Annotated in this window: 9 protein-coding genes; 6 read left to right on the forward strand and 3 right to left on the reverse strand. The window is 72.4% G+C overall.

Annotated features, from left to right (window positions below):
* Nucleotides 1–98: 98 nt before the first annotated feature.
* A complete protein-coding gene (locus tag ACFYY2_RS25655; protein WP_388746830.1) occupies nucleotides 99–1,490 on the reverse strand; it encodes a purine-cytosine permease family protein in 1,392 nt (463 codons plus the stop codon).
* A 110-nt stretch (nucleotides 1,491–1,600) separates the two neighbouring features.
* Here ACFYY2_RS25655 and ftsY point away from each other — a divergent pair, with 110 nt between their 5' ends.
* A complete protein-coding gene (gene ftsY / locus ACFYY2_RS25660; protein WP_388746833.1) occupies nucleotides 1,601–2,806 on the forward strand; it encodes a signal recognition particle-docking protein FtsY in 1,206 nt (401 codons plus the stop codon).
* A 60-nt stretch (nucleotides 2,807–2,866) separates the two neighbouring features.
* Here the strand turns inward: ftsY and ACFYY2_RS25665 are convergent, their stop codons facing one another.
* Nucleotides 2,867–3,517, reverse strand: a complete 651-nt coding sequence (locus ACFYY2_RS25665; protein WP_388746836.1) for a bifunctional DNA primase/polymerase — start codon at nucleotides 3,515–3,517, stop codon at nucleotides 2,867–2,869.
* 424 nt (nucleotides 3,518–3,941) lie between these two features.
* Between ACFYY2_RS25665 and ACFYY2_RS25670 the strand changes: the two genes are divergently transcribed.
* The 5 genes from ACFYY2_RS25670 to ffh all read left to right on the forward strand — a co-directional run bounded on the left by ACFYY2_RS25670 (nucleotide 3,942) and on the right by ffh (nucleotide 11,599).
* On the forward strand, nucleotides 3,942–5,417 hold the full coding sequence (locus ACFYY2_RS25670; protein WP_388746839.1) for a hypothetical protein: 1,476 nt from the start codon (nucleotides 3,942–3,944) through the stop codon (nucleotides 5,415–5,417).
* A 339-nt stretch (nucleotides 5,418–5,756) separates the two neighbouring features.
* Nucleotides 5,757–7,109 carry an ammonium transporter gene (locus ACFYY2_RS25675; RefSeq protein WP_388746842.1) on the forward strand — a complete coding sequence of 451 codons (1,353 nt, stop codon included), beginning with the start codon at nucleotides 5,757–5,759 and terminating at the stop codon, nucleotides 7,107–7,109.
* Nucleotides 7,106–7,444 (forward strand): P-II family nitrogen regulator, encoded by a 339-nt coding sequence (locus ACFYY2_RS25680; RefSeq protein ID WP_033304048.1) that lies wholly within the window; start codon nucleotides 7,106–7,108, stop codon nucleotides 7,442–7,444. The genes ACFYY2_RS25675 and ACFYY2_RS25680 overlap by 4 nt, the downstream gene beginning before the upstream one ends.
* 32 nt (nucleotides 7,445–7,476) lie before the next feature.
* Nucleotides 7,477–9,930 carry a [protein-PII] uridylyltransferase gene (locus tag ACFYY2_RS25685; protein WP_388746845.1) on the forward strand — a complete coding sequence of 818 codons (2,454 nt, stop codon included), beginning with the start codon at nucleotides 7,477–7,479 and terminating at the stop codon, nucleotides 9,928–9,930.
* A gap of 121 nt (nucleotides 9,931–10,051) precedes the next feature.
* Nucleotides 10,052–11,599, forward strand: a complete 1,548-nt coding sequence (ffh, locus tag ACFYY2_RS25690; protein ID WP_388746848.1) for a signal recognition particle protein — start codon at nucleotides 10,052–10,054, stop codon at nucleotides 11,597–11,599.
* Nucleotides 11,600–11,656: 57 nt separating this feature from the next.
* On the opposite strand, the gene ACFYY2_RS25695 is transcribed toward ffh, so the two are convergent.
* Nucleotides 11,657–12,517, reverse strand: a complete 861-nt coding sequence (locus ACFYY2_RS25695; protein ID WP_388746851.1) for an SAM-dependent methyltransferase — start codon at nucleotides 12,515–12,517, stop codon at nucleotides 11,657–11,659.
* Nucleotides 12,518–12,879: the final 362 nt, after the last annotated feature.

A 12,879-nucleotide genomic window follows, 5' to 3' on the forward strand; every position in this document is an offset into this window, starting at 1 on the left:
CCCCTGCCGGCCCGCTCCTCGTCCCGCTGCCCCGGTCCGGCCCGTGCCGCCCCGGGGCAGCGTCGTGCGGTGGACGCGGTCCGGCACCGGGGGCGGTGTCAGAAGACGGCGGGCCGGACGCCCGCGGCGTCGACGGGACGCGGCAGCAGTGCGTAGACACCCGCCGATACGAGGGCCGTGGCCGCCCAGCCCAGGCCGCTCCGCCCCACCCAGGTGGAGGCGAGCGGCCCGCTGAACCACTCGACGTCCGTGAAGAGCAGCCCCGTCACGAGGGCGACGGCCCACGCGCCCACGGCCGGGCGGCTGAACCCCCCGGCGTACCAGTAACCGCTGCCCGGCGCGGTGTCCAGGAGCGCCACCGGGTCGTACGTGCGGCCGCGGAGCGCGTCCACGCCGAAGACCCCGATCCAGGCGGAGAACGTCACGCCGAGCAGGGTCAGGAACGACAGGAACGCGTCGAGGAAGTTCGTCGCCACGAGCATCAGGAGCCCGCCGAGCAGCAGGCTGATCCCGGCGTTCACGCCCACGGCCCAGGCCCGGGGAATCGTGAAGCCGAGCGTCTGCGCGGTGAAGCCGGCGGAGTACATGGACATCGCGTTGATCAGCACCATGCCGAGCACGGCGGCCAGGAGGTAGGGCACGGAGATCCACCTGGGCAGCAGGTCGCCGATGAAGGAGACCGGGTCCGTCGTGACCGCCAGCCCGGGAGAGCTCACGGCCATCACCGAACCCATCGCCACCATCGGCAGCACGGTGACGAGTGCTCCGCCCACGGCCGCGCAGACCAGCCCGGGGCCGGATGCGGAGCGCGGCAGGTAGCGGGCGAAGTCGGGGGCGGACGGGACCCAGCTGATCCCTCCGGCCGCCAGCGTCCCGATCCCCGCGACCAGCAGCGCCGCAGGGCCCGGCGGCCGGTCGAGGACGGACCGCCAGGGGGCCGAGACGGCGAGGTGGCCCAGCACGAGCAGGCTCGCGCCGCCGAACAGCCAGGCGGAGGCCCGGGAGCACAGCCGCAGGGCCCGGAAACCGAGGCCCGAGACCAGGAAGCCCGCGCCCACGAAGGCCGTCAGGGTCAGCAGGATCAGCGTGTGGCTCCTGCGCAGACCGAACAGCAGGTCGAGCACGGCCAGCAGCGCGTAGGAACCCGTGACCGCGTTGACGGTCTCCCACCCCCAGCGGGCCACCCACAGGACGGACCCCGGCAGGAGGTTGCCGCGCTGCCCGAACACCGCACGGGACAGCGCCATGCCGGGAGCGCCGCCGCGCTTGCCCGTGATCGACACGAGGCCGACGAGCCCGAACGAGAGCAGGGGTGCGGCGAATCCCACCACCAGCACCTGCCACAGGTTCAGCCCGTTGAAGACGGTGAGCCCGGCGCCCACGATCAGCAGCAGCACCGTCAGGTTCGCCGTCACCCAGGTGGGGAACAGGGCGCGGACCCGGCCGCTGCGCTCGGCGTCGGGGACGGGATCCAGGCCGCGGCTCTCCACGGGCAGAAGCGTACCTTTACCCCCAAAAGTGGCATACCGCCCCGACGGTCTCCCCTGCCGCCGTCCGGAACCACGCCCGTGCCGCGGCCGTGGCCGATACTGGACACGTTATGGACATCGTCATCCTTGCTGTAGTCATCGCCCTGGTCGCCGTCGGCCTGATCAGCGGGCTCGTGGTCAGCAGCCGCAAGAAGAAGCAGCTGCCGCCCTCGGCACCGTCGAGCACGCCGACCATCACTCCTCCCGCCGAGCCCCGTGTCGGTGAGGAAGCCGAGACGTCGCGCGACGAAGCGCGGCGCACCGTCGAGGAGGTCGGTCTCCCCGGAACCGGGACTCCCGTCGAGGACACCCCGGTCGTCCTCGAACCGGAGATCCCCCAACTCGAAGTACCCGAGCCCACCGCGGGCCGCCTGGTCCGGCTGCGCACCCGGCTCGCCCGTTCGCAGAACTCCCTGGGCAAGGGACTGCTCACGCTCCTGTCCCGCGACAACCTCGACGAGGACACCTGGGAGGAGATCGAGGACACCCTCCTCACCGCCGACGTCGGCGTGGCTCCCACCCAGGAGCTCGTGGAGCGCCTGCGTGAGCGGGTCCGTGTCCTCGGTACCCGTACGCCCGACGAGCTGCGCGCCCTCCTGCGGGAGGAGCTCATCACCCTGCTCGGTCCCGGTCTCGACCGCGAGGTGAAGACGGAGGGCGGCGCGGAGACCCCCGGCGTCGTCATGGTCGTCGGCGTCAACGGCACCGGCAAGACGACCACGACGGGCAAGCTCGCCCGCGTGCTCGTCGCCGACGGCCGCAGCGTGGTCCTCGGCGCCGCGGACACCTTCCGCGCGGCCGCCGCCGACCAGCTCCAGACCTGGGGCGAGCGCGTCGGCGCACGCACGGTGCGCGGTCCCGAGGGCGGCGACCCGGCGTCGATCGCCTTCGACGCGGTGAAGGAGGGCATCGCCGAGGGCGCCGACGTGGTGCTCATCGACACGGCGGGCCGGCTCCACACCAAGACCGGTCTGATGGACGAGCTCGGCAAGGTCAAGCGCGTCGTGGAGAAGCACGGCCCGCTCGACGAGATCCTGCTCGTCCTGGACGCCACCACCGGGCAGAACGGCCTGGTGCAGGCGCGGGTGTTCGCCGAGGTGGTCGACATCTCCGGCATCGTCCTCACCAAGCTGGACGGCACCGCCAAGGGCGGCATCGTCATCGCCGTGCAGCGCGAGCTGGGGGTGCCGGTGAAGCTCATCGGCCTCGGCGAGGGTCCGGACGACCTGGCCCCGTTCGAGCCGGGCGCCTTCGTGGACGCGCTGATCGGCGACTGACCGGGGCGCGGAGCGCATGCGAAGGGCGGTGGACCCGAGGGGGTCACCGCCCTTCGGCGCTCACCACCGGTGACATATGTAGGCGAGGGTGCCGAGCAGCAGCCTGGCCTGCGGGGGAGCGGCGGCCGTCCCTGGCGCCGGGGGCCGGAGCCAGCGGACGGGGCCGAGGCCGCCGAGGTCCGAGGGCGGAGCCGTGATGTACGTGCCCGCGCCGAGCGCCCGCAGATCCAGGTCCGCGTCGTCCCAGCCCATCCGGTAGAGCAGTCCGGGCAGCCCCGCGGCGGCCCCCGGGGCGACGAAGAACTGCGCGCGCCCCGTCGGGGTCACCGCCACCGGCCCCAGGGGGAGCCCCATGCGCTCCATCCGGACCAGGGCGCGGCGGCCGGCGGTCTCGGGCGCGTCGAGCACGTCGAAGCTCCGGCCGACGGGGAGGAGCACCGACGCGCCCGGCACCTCGGCCCAGGCGTCCGCGGCCATGCCGAGGGTGGCGCCGGGCGGGACTTCCGGCGCGAAGCCCAGCGGGTGGGCGCCGGGGGCCGCGCACTCCGGATCGCCGCAGGAGCAGACGCCCGCCGCCGCCCGCGCGCCGGGCGTCACGGCCCAGCCCCACAGTCCCGTGTACTCGGCCACCGCCGTCGCCCCGCCCGCACGGCCGCGCCGCCGCGCGCCGCCCGGGCGCATCTCCCGGATGCCGCCGATCGTGAAGCCCATGCCCCCTCCAACGGGTCCGAGTCACCGGTGGTTACGACCCGGAGTCCCCGAAGGCATCCGCGGCCGCCCGGAACCGGCGGCGCGCGGGGTGGCGTTCAAGGGGTGCGTGATGCGGCTCCCGCGCCCCAGAACGCTTCACTCCGCCTGCTGCTGATCGCGGTCTGTCAAGTCAATCGCGGACTGCCCGGCGCGGGTTCATCCGAAGGGGTGGCGAATGGTGGCGTTTCAGCAATCACCCTCGCGGTGGCGGTGATCGTAGGATTACCGTCGGTACTCGAACCTGCAATTGCATGTGCGCCTGGGTATGCCCCAGGCAATCCGATGATCTGTTCGATGGTGCGCAACGCGCGTACAGACGGCACCGAGGCACGGCATTCTGATAGAGGTTCGCGCGACGAGGTTTCAGCGGGATGGGGGCGTTCCAGTGAGTGGCAGCGGCGCGGTCGAGGCGAATGCCGGGAAGCGCTCCAACGGGCAGTTGGGGTCGTGGTTCGTGCGCAGCGGCTGGTCCAAGGGGGAACTCGCACGGCAGGTGAACCGCCGGGCACGCCAGATGGGCGCCCACCACATCAGCACCGACACCTCCCGGGTACGCCGCTGGCTCGACGGCGAGCAGCCCCGCGAGCCGATCCCGCGCATCCTCTCGGAGCTCTTCTCCGAGCGCTTCGGCACGGTGGTCGCCATCGAGGACCTCGGACTGCGCGCCGCCCACCAGGCACCCTCGGTGGCGGGCGTGGACCTGCCCTGGGCCGGCCCCCAGACCGTGGCCCTCCTCAGCGAGTTCTCCCGCAGCGACCTCATGCTCGCCCGGCGCGGATTCCTCGGCAGCTCCCTCGCCCTGGCCGCGGGGCCCACCCTCATCGAACCCATGCAGCGCTGGCTGGTGCCCGTGGCTCCGACGGCGCAGGGCGAACCCGAGCGCCAGTCCGCCGCCAGCCGCCCCTCCCGCCTCTCCGGGCCGGAGCTCGACCTGCTGGAGTCCACCACCGCGATGTTCCGCCAGTGGGACGCCCAGTGCGGCGGCGGACTGCGCCGCAAGGCCGTCGTCGGCCAGCTGCACGAGGTCACCGACCTGCTGCAGGAGCCCCAGCCCGAGGCCACCTCGAAGCGGCTGTTCCGCTGTGCCGCCGAGCTGGCCGAGCTGGCGGGCTGGATGAGCTACGACGTGGGCCTCCAGCCCACCGCGCAGAAGTACTTCGTCCTCGCCCTGCACGCCTCCAAGGAGGCGGGGGACAAGCCGCTCGGCTCGTACATCCTCTCCAGCATGAGCCGGCAGATGATCCACCTCGGCCGGCCCGACGACGCACTGGAGCTCATCCACCTCGCCCAGTACGGGAGCCGGGAGTGCGCCACCGCCAGGACCCAGGCCATGCTGTATGCGATGGAGGCGCGCGCCTACGCCAACATGGGCCAGCCGAGCAGGTGCAAGCGAGCCGTCCGGATGGCCGAGGACACCTTCGCCGACGCCGTGCTCGACGACGAGCCCGAGCCCGACTGGATCCGCTTCTTCTCCGACGCGGAGCTGCACGGCGAGAACGCCCACTCCTACCGTGACCTCGCCTATGTGGCAGGCCGCAGCCCCACCTACGCCTCACTCGCGGAGCCCGTCATGGCCCGCGCCGTGGACCTCTTCGGGGACGACGACGAGCACCAGAGGTCCTACGCCCTGAATCTGATCGGCATGGCCACGGTGCATCTCCTCAAGCGCGAGCCGGAGGAGTCGACCGTGCTGGCCACCCGGGCCCTGAAGATCGCCAGGAAGGTGAGATCGGAGCGCGTCAACACCAGGCTCCGCAAGACCGTCGACACCGCTGCCAGGGACTTCGGTGACATCCCCGAGGTCGCCCGGCTCACCGACCTGCTCACCGAGCAGCTCCCGGAGACCGCCGAAGCGGTCTGACCGGCATCCCGGACCACCGGCCACGACAGCCGCCCCGTACCACCCGACTCGGCTCCCCCATCGCCAGGTCAGCGGGTCGCTGCCGTGGCCGGTTCACGTCCCGGGGCGTCCCGCCCGCACCGTATGCGGCGCTGCGGGCATGGTAGGCAGCGCACCGGGTCCGGCACCGGTGGTTCATCGGTACGTAACACGTGGGCTCCCTTCGTCACTGCGGCGAAACATCGTGCGGCATTCGTGGAAACCGCGTTGCGCGAATGTCATGGCGCATAACCGGCCCGCACCTTTTCACCGTGGTCCCGCACCCCCGCACGAGGCCGCACCGACGACGAGGAGACGCCGATGCCCCCAGGCATCACGACGCTTGCCGCAGACGCCCCCGAGCTGTCTGCCGCCAACACAGGGTTCATGCTCATCTGCACCGCTCTGGTGATGCTCATGACCCCGGGTCTCGCCTTCTTCTACGGAGGCATGGTCCGCGTCAAGAGCACCCTGAACATGCTGATGATGAGCTTCATCAGCCTCGGGATCGTCACGGTCCTGTGGGTGCTCTACGGATTCAGTCTCGCGTTCGGCACCGACGTCGGCTCCGTCATCGGATGGAGCTCGGACTACGTCGGCCTCAGCGGGATCGGGGTCACCGAACTGTGGGGCGGCTACACCATCCCGGTGTACGTCTTCGCGGTCTTCCAGCTGATGTTCGCCGTCCTGACGCCCGCCCTCATCAGCGGCGCCCTCGCGGACCGGGTCAAGTTCACGTCCTGGGCCCTGTTCATCACCCTCTGGGTCACGGTGGTCTACTTCCCGGTCGCCCACTGGGTCTGGGGTGCCGGCGGCTGGCTCTTCGAGCTCGGTGTCATCGACTTCGCCGGTGGTACGGCCGTCCACATCAACGCGGGTGCCGCCGCCCTCGGCGTGATCCTCGTCATCGGCAAGCGGGTCGGCTTCAAGAAGGACCCGATGCGGCCGCACAGCCTGCCGCTCGTCATGCTCGGCGCGGCTCTCCTGTGGTTCGGCTGGTTCGGCTTCAACGCCGGCTCGTGGCTCGGCAACGACGACGGTGTCGGTGCCGTCATGTTCGTCAACACCCAGGTCGCCACCGGTGCGGCGGTGCTCGGCTGGCTCGCCTACGAGAAGGTCCGCCACGGCTCGTTCACCACCCTCGGTGCCGCCTCCGGCGCCGTCGCGGGCCTCGTCGCCATCACCCCGGCGGGCGGTGCGGTCAGCCCGCTCGGCGCCATCGCGATCGGTGTCATCGCCGGTGTCCTGTGCGCCATGGCGGTCGGCCTGAAGTACAGGTTCGGCTACGACGACTCGCTCGACGTCGTCGGCGTCCACCTCGTCGGCGGTGTCCTCGGCTCCCTGCTCATCGGCTTCTTCGCCACCGGCGGCGTGCAGTCCGACGTCAAGGGCCTCTTCTACGGCGGCGGACTCGACCAGCTCGGCAAGCAGGCCGTCGGTGTCTTCGCGGTCCTCGCATACTCTCTGGTCGTCTCCGCGGTCCTCGCCCTCGTCCTCGACAAGACCATCGGGATGCGCGTCAGCGAGGACGACGAGATCTCCGGCATCGACCAGGTCGAGCACGCCGAGACCGCCTACGACTTCAGCGGTGCGGGCGGCGGCTCCGCCCCGCGCACCACGGCATCGGCGCCCGGTAACGGGGCAGCCCCGACGAACAAGAAGGTGGACGCATGAAGCTCATCACCGCAGTCGTGAAGCCGCACCGGCTGGACGAGATCAAGGAGGCCCTCCAGGCCTTCGGCGTCCAGGGCCTCACGGTCACGGAGGCCAGCGGCTACGGGCGCCAGCGCGGCCACACCGAGGTCTACCGGGGCGCCGAGTACACCGTCGACCTCGTCCCCAAGATCCGCATCGAGGTGCTGGTCGAGGACGAGGACGCCGAACAGCTCATCGACGTGGTCGTCAAGGCCGCCAGGACGGGCAAGATCGGTGACGGAAAGGTCTGGAGCGTCCCGGTCGACACCGCCATCCGCGTACGGACGGGCGAACGCGGCCCGGACGCACTCTGACCGACGGTCCCTGTGAACGGAAAGGCAGCCGGGTGACGAGCACCGAAGTGACCACCGAATCCGAGGACTCGGGACCCAGCGGCTATGCGGCGGCCCGGCTGCGCCTCCTCCAGGAGGAGGCGCGGTCCGGGCCGCCGCGCCGTGCGGCCCTCGCCCGGCTCACCGACGACTGGCTGACCGGACTCTTCACCACGGCCGCCCGCCGGGCGGGCGTACGGGGAGCGGCCCTCGTCGCCGTCGGCGGATACGGCCGCGGTGAACTCTCCCCCCGCAGCGACCTCGACCTCCTGCTCCTGCACGACGGTACCGCCGACGCCTCGGCTGTCGCCGCCCTCGCCGACGCCGTCTGGTACCCGGTCTGGGACCTCGGCCTCGCCCTCGACCACTCCGTACGCACCCCGGGCGAGGCACGCGGCACCGCGGCGGAGGACCTGAAGGTGCAGCTCGGGCTGCTCGACGCGCGCCCCGTCGCCGGTGACATCGGCCTCGTCGCCGGACTGCGCACCGCGGTCCTCGCCGACTGGCGGAACCAGGCCCCCAAGCGCCTGCCGGCCCTCGACGAGCTCTGCCGCGAGCGCGCCGAACGCATGGGCGAGCTGCAGTTCCTCCTCGAACCCGATCTCAAGGAGGCCCGCGGAGGCCTCCGCGACGCGACCGCCCTGCGCGCGGTCGCGGCGTCCTGGGTCGCCGACGCCCCCCGCGAAGGGCTCGCCGAGGCCCGGCGCACCCTGCTCGACGCCCGCGACGCGCTCCACCTCACGACCGGACGCGCCACCGACCGCCTCGCCCTGCAGGAACAGGACCAGGTGGCCGCGGCCCTCGGCCTCCTCGATGCCGACGCCCTGCTGCGCCAGGTGTACGAAGCCGCGCGGACCGTCTCGTACGCCACCGACGTCACCTGGCGCGAGGTCAACCGCGTCCTGCGCTCCCGCTCGGCACGCCCCCGGCTGCGGGCCCTCCTCGGCGGGGGCGCCAAGGCCGCTCCCGAACGCACCCCGCTCGCCGACGGGGTCGTCGAGGCGGACGGCGAGGTCGTCCTCGCCCGCACCGCACGCCCGGAACGCGATCCCGTGCTCACCCTCCGCGCCGCGGCCGCGGCGGCCGAGGCCGGACTGCCGCTCTCCCGCCACCTCGTGCGCCACCTGAGCACCGCCGCCCAGCCGCTGCCCGTGCCGTGGCCTCCCCAGGCCCGCGAGGAGCTCGTCACCCTGCTCGGTGCCGGGGAGGCGACCGTGGGGGTCTGGGAGGCCCTGGAGTCGGAAGGCATCATCACCCGCCTGCTGCCCGACTGGGAGAGGGTCCACTGCCGGCCGCAGCGCAACCCCGTCCACACCTGGACCGTCGACCGCCACCTCGTCGAGACGGCCGTCCGCGCGTCCCATCTCACCCGCCGGGTCGGCCGCCCCGACCTCCTCCTCGTCGCGGCCCTGCTGCACGACATCGGAAAGGGATGGCCCGGGGACCACTCCGTGGCGGGCGAGGTCATCGCCCGCGACATGGCGACCCGCATCGGCTTCGACAAGCAGGACGCCGGCGTCCTGGCCGCACTCGTACGCCATCACCTGCTGCTCGTCGACACGGCCACCCGGCGCGACCTCGACGACCCGGCGACCGTGCGCAACGTCGCCACCGCCGTCGGCAGCGCCTCGACCCTGGAGCTCCTGCACGCGCTCACCGAGGCCGACGCGCTGGCCACCGGCCCCGCCGCCTGGAGTGCCTGGCGCGCCTCGCTCGTCGCCGACCTCGTCGGGCGCGTCGCCGCGCTCCTCGCCGGGGAGGAACCGCCGGTGCCGGAACCGCTCGCCCCCAGCGCCGAGCAGGAGCGTCTGGCCGTCGAGGCCCTGCGCACCGGAGAACCCGTACTGTCGCTGCACACCCGGCCGGAAGCGCCCTCCGAGGACGGCGGACCCGAGCCCGTCGGCGTCGAACTCCTCATCGCCCTGCCCGACCGCCCCGGAGTGCTGCCCGCCGCCGCCGGGGTGCTGGCCCTGCACCGCCTCACCGTCCGCGCCGCCGACCTGCGGGCCGTCGAACTCCCCACCGAACTGGGGGACACGGCCGATCTGCTGGTCCTCAGCTGGCGCGTGGCGGCCGAGTACGGTTCGCTCCCGCAGGCCGCCAGGCTCCGCGCCGACCTCGTACGCGCCCTGGACGGCTCCCTCGACATCCGGGCCAGGCTCGCCGAACGCGAGGCCGCCTATCCCCGGCGGCGCGGGGTGAAGGCCCCGCCGCCCAGGGTGACCGTCGCCGCGGCCGGATCGCGGCTGGCCACGGTCATCGAGGTCCGCGCCCAGGACGCCCCGGGGCTGCTGCACCGGATCGGCCGGGCGCTGGAGCGGAGTGCGGTGCGGGTGCGCAGCGCCCATGTCTCCACGCTCGGGGCGAACGCCGTGGACGCCTTCTACGTCACGGACGCCGAAGGCGCGCCGCTGCACCCGGAACGGGCCGTCGAGGTGGCCGGGGAGGTCGAGAAGGAGCTGGGCTGAGCCCCGGCCCCGGGCCCGTTCGTCACGAGAAACGGGCGAGGGCTTTGCGTTCTCCGGGGTCCGGATACCCTGGAGGGCGATTGACCTGCCCCGCCCCCGACCCTGAGGACCGACGAGCGCCGTGTTCGATACTCTCTCCGACCGCCTTAGCGCGACTTTCAAAAACCTCAGGGGCAAGGGCCGCTTGTCCGAGGCGGACATCGACGCCACGGCTCGCGAGATCCGTATCGCCCTGCTCGAGGCCGATGTCGCCCTCCCCGTCGTCCGTGCGTTCATCGCCAGCGTCAAGGAGCGCGCGCGCGGCGCCGAGGTCTCCCAGTCGCTGAACCCCGCCCAGCAGGTCGTCAAGATCGTCAACGAGGAGCTCGTCGGCATCCTCGGCGGCGAGACCCGGCGGCTGAGGTTCGCGAAGAACCCGCCCACCGTGATCATGCTCGCGGGTCTCCAGGGTGCCGGTAAGACCACCCTCGCCGGAAAGCTCGGCCTCTGGCTCAAGGCCCAGGGACACTCCCCGCTGCTCGTCGCGTGCGACCTCCAGCGCCCCAACGCCGTCAACCAGCTGAGCGTCGTCGCCGACCGCGCCGGTGTCGCGGTGTACGCGCCGGAGCCGGGCAACGGCGTGGGCGACCCGGTCAAGGTGGCCAAGGACTCCGTCGAGTTCGCCAAGGCCAAGGTCCACGACATCGTCATCGTCGACACCGCCGGCCGGCTCGGCATCGACGAGGAACTGATGCGGCAGGCCGCCGACATCCGTGACGCCGTCAGCCCCGACGAGATCCTCTTCGTCGTCGACGCGATGATCGGCCAGGACGCGGTCAACACCGCCGAGGCGTTCCGTGACGGCGTCGGCTTCGACGGTGTGGTGCTCTCCAAGCTCGACGGTGACGCCCGCGGCGGTGCGGCCCTGTCGATCGCCCACGTCACGGGCAAGCAGATCATGTTCGCGTCGAACGGTGAGAAGCTCGAGGACTTCGACGCCTTCCACCCCGACCGCATGGCGTCCCGCATTCTCGACATGGGCGACCTGCTCACCCTGATCGAGCAGGCGGAGAAGACCTTCAGCCAGGAAGAGGCCGCCAAAATGGCCTCCAAGCTGGCGTCCAGCAAGGGCAAGGACTTCACGCTCGACGACTTCCTGGCGCAGATGGAGCAGGTCAGGAAGATGGGCTCCATCTCCAAGCTGCTCGGGATGCTGCCCGGAATGGGGCAGATCAAGGACCAGATCAACAACATCGACGAACGCGACGTGGACCGCACGGCCGCGATCATCAAGTCGATGACCCCGAAGGAGCGCGCCGAGCCCACGCTCATCAACGGCTCGCGCCGGGCCCGTATCGCCAAGGGCTCGGGTGTCGAGGTCTCCGCGGTGAAGAACCTCGTGGAGCGCTTCTTCGAGGCGCGCAAGATGATGTCGAAGATGGCCCAGGGCGGCGGCATGCCGGGAATGCCCGGCATGCCGGGGATGGGTGGCGGTCCCGGCCGTCAGAAGAAGCAGGTCAAGCAGGCCAAGGGCAAGCGCAAGAGCGGTAACCCGATGAAGCGCAAGGCCGAGGAGCAGGCCGAGGCGGCCCGCCGGGAGCAGGCTGCGCAGGGCGGCGCGTTCAACCTGCCCGCGCAGGAGGAGAAGAACTTCGAACTCCCCGACGAGTTCAAGAAGTTCATGGGCTGACCGGCCCGTCGCACACGGACGAGGGGCGCCCCGGCGGGGCGCCCCTTCGTGTTCCCGTCAGGTCACGCACACCAGGTAGCGGAAGACGTTCGGCATCCACACCGTGCCGTCGGCCCGCAGGTGCGGATGCAGGGCCTCCGCGACCTCCTTCTCGACCTGGGCGCGGTCCGTGGCGCGTACGGCGGCGTCGAACAGGCCGGTCGACAGCAGCCCGCGTACGGCGCTGTCCACGTCCGCGTAGCCGAACGGGCAGGACACCCGTCCCGAGCCGTCCGGCTTCAGTCCCGCCCTGGCCGCCACGTCCTCCAGGTCGTCGCGCAGCGCCGGCCGCCAGCCGGCCTGGGGACGCGGGGCGCGCGCCGACTCCGTGAGCCGGGCCGCGACCCGGAGCACCGGAGCCGTGGCACACCGCTCCGGCGGGCCCCAGCCGGCCAGCACCACCGTGGTCCCGCGCACGGCCAGCGGCACCGCCGAGGCCAGCGCGGGCGCGAGCCCCTCGGAGTCACCGTCCGCGCAGCCGATCGGCTGGAACGCGGTCAGCAGGTTGTACGGCGCCGGGCGGTCCGCGGCCGCCGCCGCGACGCTGTCCACGAGCCTGGCCCGCGGAGCCCCGCTCCCGGCCTCCTGCCCCGTGCCGCCCAGGAGGCGCTCCCGGGCCAGGGCGAGCCGTTCCGGATCGCTGTCGACGCCGGTGACGCGTGCCCCGCGTGACGCCGCGATCAGCAGCGCGAGCCCGGAACCGCAGTCGAGGGAGAGCATCCGCGTGCCGGAGCCGACCTCGAGGCGCTCGTACACCGCCTCGTAGAGGGGCGCGAGCATGCGCTCCTGGATCTCGGCCCAGTCACGGGCGCGGGTACCGGCGTCCACCGGGGCGGACGAGTCCGCGTACCTGTGGTGCCGGACGAGCGTTGGTGTCATGGAATGCGCCCCAATCCGCCGTGAGGTCGGTCGTGCCCGAGTGAGGTCCCCCATGTCTGTGTGCTGTGTATGTGTGCCCACAGCCCCCGTATGTCAGGGAACTCCGCATCGGCGGTCCCGTCCAGGGGTCGGACGGGGTGGGATCACATTGACCGCGTGCTCCGGTCGTGCGCCCCCGGCGTCGCGCGGTGCGCGTGGACGCCGGGGTGCGATGCGCCGGCCGCTCGCTTCCTCACAGTCTTACCCGACACACGGGGCGCAGCACGTCGAGCGCTCCGCGCCCGCGCCGCCGCGGGTGTGCCGCCCGCGCTCCGCGCCGGGTAATGTCCCCTGAGGGTGCCGGGTCCACGCCGGTGCGTACG

The sequence above is a fragment of the Streptomyces sp. NPDC001822 genome, from assembly GCF_042892135.1.
Lineage (GTDB): Bacteria > Actinomycetota > Actinomycetes > Streptomycetales > Streptomycetaceae > Streptomyces.

Coding starts and splice junctions, on each gene's coding strand:
- ftsY (WP_388746833.1), top strand. CDS start 1,601: ATGGACATCGTCATCCTTGCTGTAGTCATCGCCCTGGTCGCCGTCGGC.
- ACFYY2_RS25695 (WP_388746851.1), bottom strand. CDS start 12,517: ATGACACCAACGCTCGTCCGGCACCACAGGTACGCGGACTCGTCCGCC.
- ACFYY2_RS25675 (WP_388746842.1), top strand. CDS start 5,757: ATGCCCCCAGGCATCACGACGCTTGCCGCAGACGCCCCCGAGCTGTCT.
- ACFYY2_RS25665 (WP_388746836.1), bottom strand. CDS start 3,517: ATGGGCTTCACGATCGGCGGCATCCGGGAGATGCGCCCGGGCGGCGCG.
- ACFYY2_RS25680 (WP_033304048.1), top strand. CDS start 7,106: ATGAAGCTCATCACCGCAGTCGTGAAGCCGCACCGGCTGGACGAGATC.